The following is a 16,343-nucleotide window of genomic DNA, read 5'->3' as shown; positions in this document are numbered from 1 at the left end:
GCTGCACGTTTTGAGTCAAGGTATTGTTAGGCAGCGTGAGGAGTACAGCGTGCGTCAGTACATTCGACACCCGGCCGCCGTGCCGCTTAAGTACCAGTGCCAGCAACCGACCGACCCCAACCCGACAGAATTGCTGGATATCAGCCAGGGCGGCCTCAGTTTCAGTGCAGAAGAAGCCCTGGCACCCGGACAGATTGTTCAGGTAAGCATCGGGGTCGGTGACCCACCCTTCGAGACTAAAGGTCAGGTGGTCTGGTGCCACCCCCACGATGACCACTTCATTATTGGCATTCGTTTCGACAACCAGGAAAGTGCATTTGCTGTGCGCATGGTTGAGCAGATCTGCCATATTGAACAATACCGGCAACAATGGGAACGCCAGGGCCGGGACCTAACGCCGGAAGAGGCTGCCCGTGAGTGGATCGAGCTGCACGCTCAGGACTTTCCAGCCTGGATCGTCGAATCCAACCCCAAATAAGGCACCCTCAGGGCACCAGAGAAACGGCAACCAGCACCATAACGCTGCCGACGCTAGCATCGAACCAGCGCCATGCCCTGGGCGAACTCAATTTGGGGCCGAGATAGCGACCAAAACCGGTTAACCCAAAAAACCAGGTGGTTGATGCCAACGCGGCACCCAAAATGAAATAGCCGGGGTTGCTCTGTTGCGCACCAACACTGCCCACCAGCACAACAGTATCGAGATACACATGCGGGTTCAGCAGCGAAATGGCCACGGCCTGGCCCGCTACCTGCCATCGACTGACCCCGGAAGCCGCCCCGATCACCACCAGACCAGCAGACCCGTGCCACACCCGCCAGAACGCCTGGGCTGCCAGCCAGCACAGCAGGCCAATACCGAGCCAGGTGAGTACCGGAACCAGAGCAGGTATCTGTTGCTGCACCCGGTCAACACTGTATACGCCGAGCGTTATCAGCAGGGCATCAATTGTGCAGCACACCAACGCCACGGTTGCCGGATGTTCACCGCGCATGCTCTTGTTCAGCACCCACGCATTCTGGGCGCCAATTGCCACAATCAACCCGATTGATATACCAAAACCTGTAATAAGAGACCCGATCATAACCGCTTCCGCTGACAGTCGATGCCACGCATCCTATCCAGCCGGATAGTATTAATCCAACGAATGATTTTAATCCTTCATAAGTAATTTTAATTACCGTAGATTAACCTCTTTCACGCATTACCGGGGGGCTTCCATGCTCGACTATCGCTTACTTGACGCTCTGGCTGGCGTCATCGAAACCGGCGGCTTCGAGCGAGCCGCCCAAAAACTGCACCTGACTCAATCGGCCATCAGTCAGCGCATTCGCCAACTGGAGCAACGGCTCGGGCAACCTGTTCTGTTGCGCACGTCTCCGCCCCGGGCAACCGCACTCGGTTGGCGGCTGCACAATCATCTGCAGCAAGTCAGGCTTTTGGAAATGGACCTGGTAGCTACCCGCGATGCCTTTCCGCTCAAACTCAGGCTGACGGTGAATGCCGACTCCATGGCCACCTGGCTGGCCCCGGCACTGGCCCGTTGCGCGTTGAGTTCGCAGATGGATTTTGACCTGGTGGTCGAGGATCAGGAGGTGGGATTAAAGCGCATGCGACAAGGCGAGGTGATGGCCTGCATCTGCGCGGAATCGCGTCCGGTCAACGGTGGCGCTGTGATGTCGCTGGGAGTTCTGCGTTACCGAGCTCTGGCCAGCCCCGACTTTGTCGACCGCTATCAAACGCACTGTGACCCAGACAACCTCAGCCAAATACCCTGTCTGATCTTCAACCACGACGACCAGTTGCAACACCAGTTTCTCAACACTCGGGGGCTGCCCCCACCGCAACGCATACACCGGTGTCCGTCGTCAGAAGGTTTCGTGCAAATGGCCCTTTCCGGGCTGGGTTTTGGCATGCTCCCGGAGCTGCAGGTACAGCCACACCTGGATCGGGGTGAACTGATTGATGTAAGCCCGCCTTACCATTTGGATGTACCCTTGTTCTGGCACTACTGGCAAACGGAAAGCAGTGCGATGTCAAAGCTTCGCGAGGCGGTCGGTGCCCACGCAACGGAGGTACTGACATAGCGCAGTCGATTCTGGCTCAGAATCCGGCACTCAGGCCTGCTGAGTGGGTGTGGGCTTCAGAGTGGCCCGCACCTCTCCCAGGCAGCCCGTAGCTGCGCTCCAGTCGAAAAACGAGACGCGAAAAAAGCCCGGCTAAACCGGGCCTGGGAAGTCTGTTAGTTTGGGCGCTGCGCTCAAGTGAACCTGAAGACTTTAACGAATGAACAGGCTTTTCAACCATTGCGCTCTGGCACTGCGTGCATCCAGGTTAATCCGGTCACTGCGGATCCGCCCCCCGGTGTCACGGTAGCGCTCGGGGATGCTTGAAGGCTCCGCAAGGCGGGTCGACGCCGTCCCAAGCAGGAATGCGCTGCGATACGCCTGAAACATCGCACTGTTGTTCATATTTAGCTGGCTCATGGTAGAAACCTCCTGAGAATGGTGAATGAACGGCCCCGGCTGAAGTAGCCGACTGATCTTCAAGGAACTGGCAAGTATGGTACGCTGACATTTTTCGCAAGTTAATTCCCAAAAAAGCCAAATGGAGTTTGCAAAATCGCACAGCCAAAAAGTAAACCTCATGAACGTAAAGGCGGGCCCTACCAGATTCACTGGGATGACTTTGAAACCGTTCTGGCCATCGCGGAGGCGGGTTCCCTGTCTGGAGCAGCACGGCGGATGCAGATAAATCATGCAACGGTCTTCCGGCGCCTGGGCGAGATCGAGAAGCGACTGGGCGTGATGCTGTTCGAACGGTCCCGCTCCGGGTACTTTCCAACGCCTGCAGGGGAAGAACTGGCCGATACGGCCCGGCAAATGGAGGAGTTTGTGCTGCAGGCTGAACGTCGTGTCGTCGGGCGCGATCTGCAACCGAGCGGCGCGGTCTGGGTTACCACCACCGACTCGATGATGGCTGGCCTGCTGGCGCCTTTGTTTGGCCAGTTCCAACAGCAATACCCCAGCGTCACACTGGACATCGCCGTCTCCAATCAGCTGTTCAACCTGACCAAACGCGAGGCCGATGTGGCCATTCGACCGTCCAACGCACCCCCCGAACATTTGATTGGACGCAAGCTGGCCGACATCGGAATGGCGGTGTATGGCAAGAAAGACCAGGTTGGTGCCAGGGCAGTCGATTTACACCAAACCCCCTGGGTTGGGCCGGGCTCACGCTTGTTCGACGAACCGATGCGGCAATGGATGGCAGAGCAAGGCTACGATGACTGCTGCACGTTTCGGGTAGACACCCTGATCGGCATGCTCAGCAGCGTGAAAGCCGGTGTCGGGGTCGCCATACTGCCTTGCTACCTGGCCGACAGTGAGCCGGAACTGGTGCAATTGACCGACACGATACCGCCGCTGGGTTACGGCCTCTGGTTCTTGATGCATCCGGATCTGCGCGGCGTTTCACGCATTCACTCGCTGATGGAGTTTATGACGGAAGCGGTCCGCTCACAGAAGAAGCGTTTGGCTGGCTACAAAGCGCGAAGAAAAAGCACAAAGACCTGAGAAAAAACGCCAACCTGGGGTTAGGCTGGCGCTCGGGCGTCGCTACTTAACGAAAAGCTTGCGCGGAAAATCGCAGAGCATCTCCACACCCGTCTCGGTGATCAGGATGCTTTCGGTGATCTCAATACCCCAGTCTTCCTGCCAGATGCCCGGCATGAAGTGAAACGTCATGCCCGGCTGCAACACAGTTTCATCCGACTCCCTCAAGCTGGATGTCCGCTCGCCCCAGTCTGGCGGGTAACTGACGCCAATGGGGTACCCACAGCGCGAACCTTGCCGGTCAATACCGTACTTCATCATGGTCGCGTTAACAGCATTGGCAATATCGCAGGTCCGGTTACCCGGTTTGGCCTGCTCCAGACCGGCATCTATCGCCTCCAGCAACGCCTTTTCGGCATTGAGAAAGCGAGCGCTGGGCTTGCCCATGTAAAGCGTACGGGACATGGGCGCATGATAGCGTTTGTAACAACCCGAGATTTCAAAAAAGGTCCCTTCGTTGGCGCGAAATGGCCGCTCATCCCAGGTGATGTGCGATGCTGATGCCTCCTTACCCGAAGGCAATAAGGGCACGATGGAGGGATAGTCACCGCTGTAACCATCGACACCGGCAATGGCCGTTTCATAAATCTGAGATACCACGTGACTCTTGGGAACGCCGACGCGCGCCACATCCAGAATACGCTGATGAATCTTAGAGGTGATTCTACCGGCGATCTTCATGAACTCGATTTCTTTATCCGATTTGATCGCCCGGCACCAGTTCACGAGGTTATGACTGTCGACAAAACGAGCTTCCGGCAGGGCCAGTCTCAAGGATCGGTGGGCATCTGCCGTGTAGTAATAATTGTCCATTTCAGTGGCAATGGTCGCCCCGCTCCAGCCGTTCTCAATAAACAGATGCTCGGCCAGCCAGGTCATCGGGTGTTTCTCGAGATTCTGAACGTACTCTTCCGGGTAGCTGGTCAGGTTCTCTTTTTTCATGAAACACCGTATCAGTGCGGCACTTTCATCCATTCGACGGCCAAACCAGATAGGTTCCTCCTGATCGACATGAATCACCACCCCCTGATGCACGTAGAATGACCAGCCGTCATAGCCGGTCAGCCAGTTCATGTTGCCCGGGTCGGTCGCTATCAAAATATCGACCTTCCGTATCCGCATTTCGCGTCGCACCTTCTTGACGCGCTGCAGATATTCCTTCTTGGTAAATGCCAGCTTCACTCAGCAACCTCCAACTCATTCCAGCGGTGACTCACACACCACTCCAGTCTGACGGTTCAGGACGACCGGGCAGATGATAGGGACCTCCACCCAACAAAATACCCCGAAAGCAGGGTCTTTCGATTGTGCCAGTCAATACCGGCTAAATACCAGCATGTTCGTCGTCTGACGACCGGAAAATCCACAGACCAGGTCCGGGAAGTTGAAACAGAGGTATGAAGGAGGGAGGCAATAGCCTTACAAAGCAATCAAATCAGGAGCCGAAGACATTGGCCGGTATGGTAAAGCGTGAAGCAACTTTCGTAGCCAGTGCTGCACAACGACTTGCCACTTACTGACTTAAGGGTGCGCACTGGCAGAGATAGAAGGGTGTCGCCTCCGGCGATCAGGTAGCGGGCTAACCCCTTACCGACTACCGTGCCGAGTGAACGGAGGTATTCAACGCCGCCTGACCAGCGACCCTAGCTAGCACAGAGTGACTGCGGCTATATAACGGCAGGTACTCTGTAACGACTGTCTTCCACCGGCAAACCACAGTCTGACGAGGAGACCAGCACAACGCCGCCGGGTGAGAGGGTGTAACGTCTGGCGTCACTGATGGCATCTTCTCCGATCACGGTGCCGTCGGGCACTACACACCGCTGGTCAATAATCACTTTATTCAGCCGGCAATCGCTGCCAATACGAGCGCCCGATAATATCAGGGATTCACTGATGTCAGTCCCGGGACCAACGCTGACGTTGTTGAACAGAATACTGCCGCGAACCGTCGCACCATAGACCTGACAACCATTACTGACCATCGAGTCAATCGCCTGCCCATGCCTGCCGCGCTGGGCATTAAACACAAACTTGGACGGTGGCAGTTGTTCCTGCGTTGTCCAAACAGGCCAGCGCAGATCAAACAAATCGAGAAGGGGTTGGTCGCCGAGCAGATTCATGTTCGCTTGCCAGAACTGATCCAGTGTACCCACGTCTCGCCAGTACGCCGGCTCGCCATTGGCGGCAACAAAGGGGTAGGCATTGACTGGCCACTGATCGAGCAGGCGTGGAATGATGTCTTTGCCAAAATCATGACTGGAGTCCGGGTCACTGGCATCGTCTCTCAGTCGCGCTAGCAGAAAATCCGTGTTGAACACGTAAACACCCATTGAAGCGAGTGCACGATCGGGTTTGCCTGGCACTGTGCGGGGTTTAACTGGTTTCTCTTCAAAGGCATAGATTCTATTTTGCCAATCTACTGCCAGCACGCCAAACCCCTCGGCGGTTTGCACATCCACTTCCACACACGCCACGGTCATGGGTGCTTGCGATGCCTGGTGTTGTAACAGCAGTTGACCGTAGTCCATTTTATAAACGTGATCACCCGCCAGTACAACAACGTAGGTAGGCGCATGTTCTTCAATGATATCAAGGTTCTGGTAAACAGCATCGGCTGTACCCTGATACCAGCCACTGCCGGTACGCTGCTGAGCAGGCAGCAAATCGATAAAATCCCCCATGCCGTTATTGAGAAAATTCCAGCCGCGCTGGATATGGCAATTAAGCGAATAGGATTTGTACTGAGTGAGAATACCAATGCGTCGTATACCCGAATGCAAACAATTGGACAGGGAAAAATCGATGGTTCGAAACTGCCCACCAAAAGGAATGGCCGGCTTCGCGTGCCAGCGCGTGAGATTTTTCAACCGGGTTCCATGGCCCCCGGCCAGAATCAAGGCCATGCTCTGTTCTGCTAATGATTTAACTTGCTGACTGACGCTTCCAGACTGCATCTTACATGGCCTCTACCGGTGTTTTGTGACGTTCCAAAATGCCTACAGCAGGTCCCACAACGCAACACGCAAACCCCGACAAATCCCCGAATAACACTATGGCCTCTTTCATGATCCTTTTGTTGATCTTTATCAAGCATTGAGACCCAATCATTACAAAAATACCGTTCAACATTACGAAAAACCAGTTTGTATCGCTGAACCGCTTCCGGCCTGAAATATTGATACAGATCACCCCGTTATTTCTGTTCCAGTACTACACTGGCAATATCGTTTAACCAGAAACGATCCTGCCATAAAGGCTGTAGACAGGATTCAGTGGAGTGTCAAAGATGACCTACCCGATCGTGTCCAAAGCCTTAAAAAATTCAGGCATTCAGCCTAACTTGAACGACTATGACACCGTTTTTAAAAATTTCCGGTGGCAACAGGCAGCTGACGGCATAAGCCTGCCTGCAGAGGCTGACTCGATAAACATTGCCGCCATCGCGCTCGACCGTCATCAGCAATCAGCCAAAAAAGACCAGGTCGCATTGCGTTTTCTCAGCAAGGACCCGACCGCTCTTCCCGAAGACATCACGTATCTGGGTTTGTGGCAACGAGCCAACCAGTTTGCCAATGTCATGACGTCCCTGGGCTTGCAAAAAGGTGACCGGGTATTTTGTCTGTGCGGGCGCACCCCTGATCTTTACATGGCTATTATGGGCACGCTAAAGGCAGGGTGCGTATTTTCTCCTTTATTCTCTGCCTTCGGGCCAGAACCCATTCGGGCAAGAATGGAGATTGGCAATGCAACGGCCATAGTAACCACCACCCGTCTGTACAAAAAGAAACTGGCTGACTGGATAACAGAACTGCCCTCGTTACGCTATGTGCTGTTACTGGATTCGCCCGAAGACCCGGAACTGACCACAGATCAGGTGCTGTCACTGCAACCTTTGCTGGCAGACAGCAGTGCTAAGTTCAACACCGTGAAAACACAGCCGGAAGACATGGCTCTGCTGCATTTTACCAGTGGCACAACGGGCAAACCCAAGGGCGCTATTCATGTTCATCAGGCGGTACTGGCACACTATATGACAGCGGCCTTCGCCCTCGACCTGCACCCACAGGACATCTACTGGTGCACTGCGGACCCCGGCTGGGTCACAGGTACGTCCTACGGCATCATCGCGCCACTGTGCCATGGTGTCACCCTGGTTATCGACGAAGCGGATTTTGACGCTGAACGCTGGTACCGAATACTGCAGGATCAGGCGGTTACAGTCTGGTACACGGCACCAACGGCCATTCGCATGCTGATGAAATACGGCCGCGAGCTGGCCGATCAGCACGACTTATCCTCCCTGCGGTTTCTCGCCAGTGTGGGCGAACCGCTGAACCCCGAGGCCGTCATCTGGGGCATGGAAACCCTGGGGTTGCCGTTTCACGACAACTGGTGGCAGACAGAAACGGGCGGCATCATGATTGCCAATTACGCCAGCATGGACATTAAACCCGGCTCAATGGGCCGCCCCGTTCCGGGCATTGAAGCCGCTATTGCCGAACGCACTGAAAACGGTGGCATGCGCCTGATCAATGATCCCGATGAAACCGGCGAACTGGTGTTAAAGGCCGGCTGGCCATCGATGTTTCGCGGTTACTTGCATGAAGATGAACGTTACCGAAAGGCGTTTATCGACGGCTGGTACTTTACCGGCGACCTTGCGCGAAAAGACGATGGAGGCTACTTCTGGTTCATTGGCCGGGCCGACGATGTGATCAAATCTTCCGGACACCTGATCGGCCCCTTCGAAGTTGAAAGCGTACTGATGGAGCACCCGGGCGTCGCAGAAGCCGGTGTCATCGGTATTCCCGATGAAGTCGGTGGTGAAGTAGTGAAAGCTTTCGTCGGTCTGAAGCCCGGCTACACGGCCAGTGATGCCCTGGCCAAAGACATACTGGGCCTGGCACGTAAACGACTGGGGTCAGCAGTGGCACCCAAGTCCCTCGCCTTCAGCGACAACCTGCCCAAAACCCGAAGCGGAAAGATAATGCGCCGCCTGCTCAAAGCCCGTGAGTTGGGGCTCCCAGAGGGCGATACCTCGACACTGGAGGGATCGGGCCAATGAGCACGACATCACCCATGCCGGGTCAGTTGGACCCCAGTCGCAAGTTGCGCTTATCCCGCGACCACTTGCTCAGTTTGCTCTCCCAGATGATTCGCGTTCGTCGCTTTGAAGAGAAGTGTGCAGAACTGTATACCCGGGAGAAAATTCGTGGCTTTCTGCACCTTTATATCGGCGAGGAAGCCGTTGCCGTGGGCATAACCCGTCACTTGAATGACGATGATGCTGTCGTCGCCACCTATCGCGAGCACGGTCATGCTCTGCTGCGTGGCTTGTCGATGAACAGCGTCATGGCCGAGATGTATGGCAAAGTGACCGGTTGCAGTCAGGGACGGGGCGGTTCCATGCATTTGTTCGACGCCGAACGACGCTTCTTTGGTGGCAACGCCATCGTCGGAGGCGGTTTGCCCCTCGCCGTTGGTCTGGCGCTGGCTGACAAGATGTCAGGTCGCAACCGGGTCACCGTGTGCTTTTTCGGTGAAGGAGCCGCTGCAGAAGGGGCTTTTCATGAAAGCCTGAACCTTGCTGCCCTTTGGCAGCTGCCGGTGCTGTTCGTTTGCGAAAACAACAACTACGCCATGGGCACCGCCCTGTCTTTGTCTCAATCACAAACCGACCTGTATCGCAAAGCAGAAGCCTACCAGCTGCATGCTGAAAGTGTTGATGGCATGAATGTGGTCGATGTAGAGGCGGCTGCACGTCGTGCAATCGAGTCAATACGCCAGGGTGAAGGCCCGCAGTTTCTGGAGTGCCATACCTACCGGTTTCGCGCTCACTCCATGTTTGACCCTCAGCTTTACCGCGACAAGGCGGAAGTGGAAACCTGGAAAGAAAAAGGGCCCATTTTACTGCTGACCCAATGGATGGAACACAACCAGTTACTGCACCCCGGGGATCTAGAACGTATCGAGGGGGACGTCGCAGACGAGATAGAAGCCGCCGTTGCTTTCGCCGAGTCATCGCCCTGGGAAGATGCAGCCAGTCTTGGGCATCATGTCAGCCTGGCTGGGACAGCGTCCTTCCTGCCGCCGCCTAACGCCACCCGAGCCCCTCTGGAGACAACCTATCGCGAAGCCTGCCATCTCGGTCTGCAGGAAGCCCTGCAGCACAATGACCTCTGCTTCCTGATGGGCGAAGACGTTGGTCACTACGGTGGTTGCTATGCCGTCAGCCACGATTTACTGGCCGAGTTTGGCGAGGAGCGGGTACGTGATACACCGCTGGCTGAAAATGGGTTTACCGGAGCCGGTGTCGGCGCGGCACTCGGTGGCATGCACCCGATTGTCGAGATCATGACGGTAAACTTCAGTCTGCTCGCGATGGATCAGATTGTGAATACCGCAGCGGCCCTGCTGCATATGTCCGGCGGGCAGTTCAATGTGCCGCTGGTAATCCGCATGGCCACCGGTGCCGGTCGTCAATTGGCCGCACAGCACTCACACAGCCTGGAACACTGGTATGCCCATGTCCCCGGGTTACGGGTACTAACGCCCGCGACGCTCGAAGACGCACGCTACATGCTGTGGTCGGCCCTGCAGGACCCCAACCCGGTCCTGATCTTTGAACATGCCGCTCACTACAACGACAAAGGCACTCTGGCACCCTGTCCGGATGGCGTTAACATTGATCAGGCAGCCATTCGCAGGCCCGGCAAAAACATCACTCTGATCACCTACGGTGGCAGCCTGAATAAAACGCTCACTGCCGCCGAAATGCTGAGTCAGGAAGGCATCGACGCTGAAGTCATAGACCTGAGAGTGCTGCGGCCACTGGATACCCGCACGTTGATAGAGTCGCTGTCACGCACTCACCGGGCTGTAATTATTGAGGAAGCCTGGAAAACCGGTGGCATGGCCGCCGAAGTCAGCGCCGCACTCATGGAGCAGGCATTCTGGGAGCTGGATGCGCCCATTGCCCGGGTAGCCAGCAAGGAAGTACCGATACCCTATGCCGCTCATCTGGAGGCGGCCGCTTTGCCCCAGATCGACGACATTGTCAACGCTGCCAGGGCAACGCTGCGAGGTGGCCATGAGTGATTTTCTAATGCCCTCACTGGGTGCCGATATGGACGAAGCCGTGCTGGTGGAATGGCAGGTCGCGGCAGGCGATACTGTTCACAAAGGTGATGTCATTGCGGTCGTTGAAACCGCCAAGGGCGCCATTGAGGTCGAAGTATTTGAAGAAGGCGTGGTAGAAGAGCTGTATGTTCCCGTGGATACCACAGTACCCGTTGGCAAACCCATTGCCAGGCTGGCGACAGCCTCCGCCACCCGACCTCCTGATCCGCAAACGCCAGAGCCAGAACCCATTGGGGAGCGCCCTGTCGAGGTTAGTGGGCAGCCTATTGAGCGAACACTCGCGCAAGCGACAACGACACCCGAGCCGCCAATCAATGAACAGACTTCCGAAACCAAACCCCAGCAGGGAGACCGACTGAAAGCCAGCCCTCTGGCGCGTCAGCGTGCCCGGGATTCAAGCCAGTCACTGCAAGGACTGACAGGCAGCGGGCCCCAGGGTGCCATTCTGGCTTCAGACCTGACCGGGTCTCAGCCACCAACAACAAAAACGTCTGGCAAAGCCCCCCGTAAAGGATTTGACCCGGCAGAGATGCGCAAAGCCATTGCTGCGGCCATGGCACGATCGAAACGGGAAATTCCCCACTACTACCTGTCAACCGCCATCGATATGTTGCCCGCCACACGCTGGCTCGACAGCTACAACGCCGCCCAACCACCGGAAGGGCGCTTGTTGATGTCGGTACTTATATTCAAGGCCGTTGCCAACGCCCTGCTCGATTTTCCCGAAATGAACGGCTACTACCAGGAAGGTGTATATCAGCCCTGCCCGTCGATTCATCTCGGTGTCGCCATTAATTTGCGCAGTGCCGGCCTGATCACACCGGCCCTGCTTAATGCCGAGCAGCTTGATCTGGCCAACTTGATGGACAAACTCCAGGACCTGACCCGGCGCGCCCGCCTGGGTGGTTTGCGCAGTTCGGAGATGACCAGCGGCACCATCACCATAACGGCCCTGGGTGAGCGTGGCGTCGATTCGGTATACGGTGTGATTTACCCGCCTCAGGTCGCGATTCTGGGGTTTGGTAAAGTCAGCCCCCGGCCCTGGGCGGTTGGCGACGCACTGACGGTGCGCCCGGTCATGCAAGCCACGCTCGCCGCCGACCACAGAGTCAGCGATGGCCACCGCGGTGGTCTGTTTCTCGGCCGCATCGACCAAAACCTACAACATCCCGAGCAATTAAATGTACCTGCACAAAAGGACACTGCCTGATGATGAGCTACGACCAACTGAGAACAGCCCTGGTAGAAGAAATCACCAGCATCGCACCCGACCTATTACCGGATGAAGTCACCGACGACGCCAGCCTCAGAGACGACTACGACCTAGATTCAATGGACTCTTTCAACCTGGCAGCAGCCATTCACAAACGGCTGGGCGTCAACATCCCCGACACCGACTTTGCCCGACTGCAAACGGTGGCCCAACTGATCACCTATCTGGAAAATAAAGTGTGAGATCAGTTCGAGCGGCCCGTTAGCCAATCAGGTGCGGGGCACTACAATGCCTGATACGGCTCATTGGCCACATAGGCTTCTCGCGCCTTGCGTATGTCGTCATGGTGCGTGTCCGCCCACGTCACCATCGGTTGTAAGTTCGCGTAAAAAGAATGACCAAACTCCGCCATTACCTTCGCCGGTGACCATCTGGGTACCGAACAAGCGCTGGCTCCAAGCTCGATGAGCTGGACCATTCTGCGCAACAGCTGGTATTTCGAAAACCTACTAATGGAGTCAGACCCGATTCTGGCGTCCCGTCAGTGGTTCAGTGCCGCCGGTGATGCCCGGATGGCGAACATCGCCCGCGCTGACCTGGCCCTTGCCGCGGCAGCCGCATTGGCCAAAGACGACTACAGCAACCGCACCTACACCCTCACCGGTAGCGAGGCCTTAACCACTGCCCAGTTGGCTACGTTGCTCAGTGACATCAGCGCAAAGTCGATCACGGTCGTGCCGATTACCGATGAACAAAAACAAGCCGGGATGGAACAGGCCGGGCTGCCACCGGTCATTGCGAAAGCCCTGGCCAGCTTCGACACCAACACCCGCCAGGGCCACGTTGCGCAGGTGACTGAGGACTTCAAGCAGCTAACCGGCCGCGCACCCCAGACGTACAAAGACTGGTTCAATAAAAACCGAAGCTTGCTGAAACCTGCCTCATAGCAAGGGTGTTGCCCAGACCGGCTGATGAGCTATGAGGCACAGCGATGCCCGGGCCTCGATGAGAAAGGCCAGGTGGCATTTCTGGTGGGTGATACCGCTTATTACCTGCTGACGGCCGTTGCCGCCCTGTATCTGGCAGAGGGTATCGTTCCCTCCCTGGACGCTGGGGACCTGGCACTCGCCGACTACGACGTCCATTGGGACGTGAACGGAGAGAGCGGCACCTATAAAGCGCTTGAAGTCCAATTATTGAACTCAACCTGCTGGGCTTTCGCTCCACACCACCTGATCCGCGATGCGATACCCCTACCCAGCCTGGAAGCGCTGCGAGACAACCTGAGACGACAGTTGGAGCAGCTCTACCAGCCCCTCATTGAACGCCTCTACCAGCATTACCGACTGGGTAAGGCCGCACAATGGCGCCTGGTCGCCGATGCACTGGCCGCCGCCTTCCTGAATGCAGGCCGCCAACTGGGCGATGAAGACTACGCCAGACAAGAGGCACTGGCCCTGATTAAACAAAAGGGCTCACCACTCCACAACAAGCAAACCGGCTATTTCGAAGTCACCGTTACTGATCCGGACAAACCGGACCGCCCGGTGGCCCGCCAACACTTTCGCGCCCGGGGTGGGTGTTGCCGCTATTACACGACAGAGGCGGCCACCTATTGCTCTACCTGTGTGTTATTTCCCCAGGCGGAACGCGATGTTCGATTGCAGGCTTACCTGAAAAGCCAACATGAACTTAGCGCCGTGTGATTTTCAAAACACAGATTTTAGAGCACGTTCATTCAAACGTTCAACCTAATGATAGACCTGTGAAAGTGACAATACTGGCTACCATTTGTCAGACTCTGGTCTGCCTCAGCTTATCAGCATCGGCGATTTTCCAGTGACCATCGAGCACAAGTTTGGCTCCTCCCCTTTTGAAGAAACACCACAACGTGCTTTATCGATCGGCTACACGGAACAGGTGAAGGGTATCGATGCCAGTGTCGTCGTTATGTGTGTTCAAAGGTTAACGTGAAGTCTCCCGCCATGCATGTTTGATTTACCCCGTTAAAGTCAGCCCCGCTGATCATCTGCCTCCCGGATTCAGGCTCTGCATGAACCTTGACACAGATCATCACCCGCCCTTTAATCAAAGCGTAGTGTGACCCTAAACACAGCTCCCGCGGAGGTCTGTCATGACGAAGCTCTACGTCCAATTAAGAGAAGATCACCGGAATCTCGTGAAGGTACTGGATGTGCTGGAACGGCAAATCGCGCTGTACGATACACGTGAGGAAGAGGGTACCGAAAAGCCCGATATCGCGCTAATTCTTGATGTCATGGACTACATTCAGCACTACCCGGACCGTTTTCACCACCCGCTGGAAGAAGCCTCTTTCGATTATCTGATCGATAACAAACTGGGGGATACCGCCGCCATGGACGCCATTCGGGCTGAGCATCAGGAGCTGGAACAAAGCGCTAGCAAAGTCAGGACACTGCTCAATGCGATCAACCTCGGAGAAGCGGTTCCCCTGGACACGCTGCACAAAACACTGGATCAGTTTCATACCCAGCAGATCGACCATCTCAAGCGTGAAGAGAAGACGGTTTTCGAAGACATCAAAGCGCTGGATAACGCTGCCAGCTCAGTCATTCTCGACCGGGTAGAACACCGGCAAGATCCACTTTTTACGACAGTAGCCAACCAGCAGTTCGAGGAACTGATCCGGCAACTGTAAAAACGCTGGCAGCGTATTGATGAAGGCTCCCTGCCTGTTTCGAGCCACATCCATCGCCCGTCAGGGGTCGGGCATTACCCGCAAATCAAACTCAATGCCTGCGGGTGCGGGTCTGAAGGTCTCCCGGTTCCAGCCTCCCAGCCAATTCTGTACGGCCAGGAAATACGTACCCGATTGCAACGATACAGTCATCGACTGGCTGCACGCATCCGCTTCGCGGACACTGTCAACTTCCGAACTAAAGGCTTCTTCGTACAGAGTCAGTTCCAGCTCGCCGTTTCCGCACGGGTAACCACCGGCCATGATGGTGTAACTGCCTTGCGCACCCGCAGGAATATCGAAACGATAAAAGCTCTCGTCGGACGTATTGATCAGCGTTCCGACAACGGCCTCAAAAGCCCTTCCAACTGGAATGTCGACAGCACCTGCGGCGGACTCCCGTCCATCGGATACCCGGTTCACTGACAGTTTAAATTGTGCGATTGGGCCATCGTTATCATCCTTACTGACCATCGGCCTGACAAAGTATTCGCGCTCGCCCCTCAGGCGCGACGACGTAACATCCTCAACGCCACACCAGCCATCGGTTGATCCGCTGTCGCCAGAGTCTGCGGCAGAGGTGTCAGCCTCCCTGTATACGGTCCAGGAACACCGACCAGCGTTGTCATCATCAGCACCGGGGTCACCAAAGAGTTCGATCGCATAATGCCCACTGACGGCTGGAATAAAAGTAACAAACGCTTCGCTGTCATCGAAAGAACTGCCGTAAAAATCCAGTCCTTCACACATGACCCTTGGCTCAGTCAGCGCGGCGGCCGCACAGGCGTCCAGCATCCAGGCCATCCCTCCTGTGCCACCTGGGGGAGGCTCAGTGCTGTACTGGTTTTGCAGCGCAAGCCGCGCATCCCCTAACAGATCCGGATCCTTCTCTGCGGCTTCCTGTACATCGACAAAAGCCGCCTCACCCGAGCCGTTGACCAACCCATCATCAGCAAAGTCATCCGCAATGGCGTCCAGCGCCTGCTGATCCAGACCAGCAGCCAGGCTGGCGGCTGAAAACAACAACAGATTTGCGCTGTCGGCCTGAATGTCGGTTCCCGCAGACAGCAGGTTCAGCTCGCCCGGCTCGTTCTCAATGCCGGTCAACGCTTCCAGCTCAGTCTGAGCCTGGTCCATAGCGTCAGCAAAGGAATCGCCATCGGACAACAATATCCGTGCACGAGCAGCCTTGAAGTGAGTATAGAGATTGACGTTGGCGTTTATCACACTGTTGCCGACATCGATGGCGGCATGCAAAGCCCGGCTATCACTGCTGAAATTGGCCGTAGTTTCGTCAAAATAGGTACCGGAGAGCACCAGTAAGGTGGGGCCACTCCAATCAATGGACGACAGCGGCAGGTTATAGCCGCCATTCTCAGTAATCTCACCCTGTACCGAGTCTTCCGACAGATCACCCTGGGCGGTTAACTTCGTGGCGACTGCGTCACCGCCCATATGAAACGGCCCCTTTTGTGCGGCGCCGCTCACGCCGGGTTCACCATTCGGGCTGTTATCTTCACCGTCGCCGCTGCTGTCACCGCAGGCGGTTAGTAAGACGAGCGTGGCTGCCATCGCCACCCGGCTCCAGCCTTTATCCGCAAACCGGTATTCCGGCCGATGACTGGTTTCCCCTGGAATCATCACAGTGCTCCT

The 16,343-nt window shown here is 56.1% G+C and carries 15 protein-coding genes; 10 read left to right on the top strand and 5 right to left on the bottom strand.

Annotation, left to right across the window (positions count from 1 at the left end; translation table 11 throughout):
• Window positions 1–49 precede the first annotated feature (49 nt).
• Entirely contained in the window at window positions 50–478 is a 429-nt protein-coding gene (locus G565_RS0100765; protein WP_028669266.1) for a PilZ domain-containing protein, read from the top strand.
• A gap of 7 nt (window positions 479–485) precedes the next feature.
• Here G565_RS0100765 and G565_RS0100760 read toward each other — a convergent pair whose 3' ends face one another.
• Window positions 486–1,085, bottom strand: coding sequence for a LysE/ArgO family amino acid transporter (locus G565_RS0100760; RefSeq protein ID WP_028669265.1), 600 nt, complete (start codon window positions 1,083–1,085; stop codon window positions 486–488).
• Between the two features lie 136 nt (window positions 1,086–1,221).
• On the opposite strand from G565_RS0100760, the gene G565_RS0100755 reads away from it, so the two are divergent.
• Window positions 1,222–2,088, top strand: a complete 867-nt coding sequence (locus G565_RS0100755; RefSeq protein ID WP_028669264.1) for a LysR family transcriptional regulator ArgP — start codon at window positions 1,222–1,224, stop codon at window positions 2,086–2,088.
• A gap of 192 nt (window positions 2,089–2,280) precedes the next feature.
• Here G565_RS0100755 and G565_RS0100750 read toward each other — a convergent pair whose 3' ends face one another.
• A complete protein-coding gene (locus G565_RS0100750; RefSeq protein ID WP_028669263.1) occupies window positions 2,281–2,487 on the bottom strand; it encodes a hypothetical protein in 207 nt (68 codons plus the stop codon).
• 135 nt (window positions 2,488–2,622) lie between these two features.
• Between G565_RS0100750 and G565_RS0100745 the strand changes: the two genes are divergently transcribed.
• Complete coding sequence (locus tag G565_RS0100745) at window positions 2,623–3,576, top strand: LysR family transcriptional regulator (RefSeq protein WP_051207049.1); 954 nt, start codon at window positions 2,623–2,625, stop codon at window positions 3,574–3,576.
• Window positions 3,577–3,618: 42 nt separating this feature from the next.
• Here the strand turns inward: G565_RS0100745 and G565_RS0100740 are convergent, their stop codons facing one another.
• Both G565_RS0100740 and glgC read right to left on the bottom strand, forming a co-directional pair.
• On the bottom strand, window positions 3,619–4,797 hold the full coding sequence (locus tag G565_RS0100740; RefSeq protein WP_028669261.1) for a M24 family metallopeptidase: 1,179 nt from the start codon (window positions 4,795–4,797) through the stop codon (window positions 3,619–3,621).
• Between the two features lie 485 nt (window positions 4,798–5,282).
• Complete coding sequence (gene glgC, locus G565_RS22395) at window positions 5,283–6,572, bottom strand: glucose-1-phosphate adenylyltransferase (protein WP_051207047.1); 1,290 nt, start codon at window positions 6,570–6,572, stop codon at window positions 5,283–5,285.
• 332 nt (window positions 6,573–6,904) lie between these two features.
• On the opposite strand from glgC, the gene acsA reads away from it, so the two are divergent.
• The 7 genes from acsA (at window position 6,905) to G565_RS0100685 (ending at window position 14,651) form a co-directional block, all read left to right on the top strand.
• Complete coding sequence (gene acsA, locus G565_RS0100725; protein ID WP_028669259.1) at window positions 6,905–8,683, top strand: acetate--CoA ligase; 1,779 nt, start codon at window positions 6,905–6,907, stop codon at window positions 8,681–8,683.
• Window positions 8,680–10,716, top strand: coding sequence for a pyruvate dehydrogenase (acetyl-transferring) E1 component subunit alpha (gene pdhA, locus G565_RS27380; protein WP_245584094.1), 2,037 nt, complete (start codon window positions 8,680–8,682; stop codon window positions 10,714–10,716). The genes acsA and pdhA overlap by 4 nt, the downstream gene beginning before the upstream one ends.
• The gene (locus G565_RS0100715) at window positions 10,709–11,968 is read left to right on the top strand and encodes a dihydrolipoamide acetyltransferase family protein (RefSeq protein WP_028669257.1); all 1,260 of its coding nucleotides are present in this window, start codon (window positions 10,709–10,711) and stop codon (window positions 11,966–11,968) included. Before pdhA ends, G565_RS0100715 begins: the two co-directional genes overlap by 8 nt.
• A complete protein-coding gene (locus tag G565_RS0100710) occupies window positions 11,968–12,213 on the top strand; it encodes an acyl carrier protein (RefSeq protein ID WP_028669256.1) in 246 nt (81 codons plus the stop codon). Before G565_RS0100715 ends, G565_RS0100710 begins: the two co-directional genes overlap by 1 nt.
• Window positions 12,214–12,435: 222 nt before the next feature.
• A complete protein-coding gene (locus G565_RS22390) occupies window positions 12,436–12,918 on the top strand; it encodes a Rossmann-fold NAD(P)-binding domain-containing protein (protein WP_051207046.1) in 483 nt (160 codons plus the stop codon).
• Window positions 12,919–12,942: 24 nt separating this feature from the next.
• Window positions 12,943–13,677 (top strand): (2Fe-2S)-binding protein, encoded by a 735-nt coding sequence (locus G565_RS0100695; RefSeq protein WP_028669255.1) that lies wholly within the window; start codon window positions 12,943–12,945, stop codon window positions 13,675–13,677.
• A gap of 428 nt (window positions 13,678–14,105) precedes the next feature.
• Window positions 14,106–14,651: a hemerythrin domain-containing protein gene (locus G565_RS0100685; RefSeq protein ID WP_084649152.1), complete on the top strand. Its 546-nt coding sequence runs from the start codon at window positions 14,106–14,108 to the stop codon at window positions 14,649–14,651.
• Between the two features lie 60 nt (window positions 14,652–14,711).
• Here G565_RS0100685 and G565_RS0100680 read toward each other — a convergent pair whose 3' ends face one another.
• Window positions 14,712–16,331, bottom strand: a complete 1,620-nt coding sequence (locus tag G565_RS0100680; protein WP_028669253.1) for a hypothetical protein — start codon at window positions 16,329–16,331, stop codon at window positions 14,712–14,714.
• Between the last annotated feature and the right edge of the window lie 12 nt (window positions 16,332–16,343).

Origin of the sequence: Saccharospirillum impatiens DSM 12546 (assembly GCF_000423605.1) — a bacterium.
In the GTDB taxonomy this organism is placed as follows: domain Bacteria; phylum Pseudomonadota; class Gammaproteobacteria; order Pseudomonadales; family Natronospirillaceae; genus Saccharospirillum; species Saccharospirillum impatiens.
Note: the sequence above shows the minus strand (reverse complement) of the source record. Positions and strands in the feature narration are given on the sequence as shown.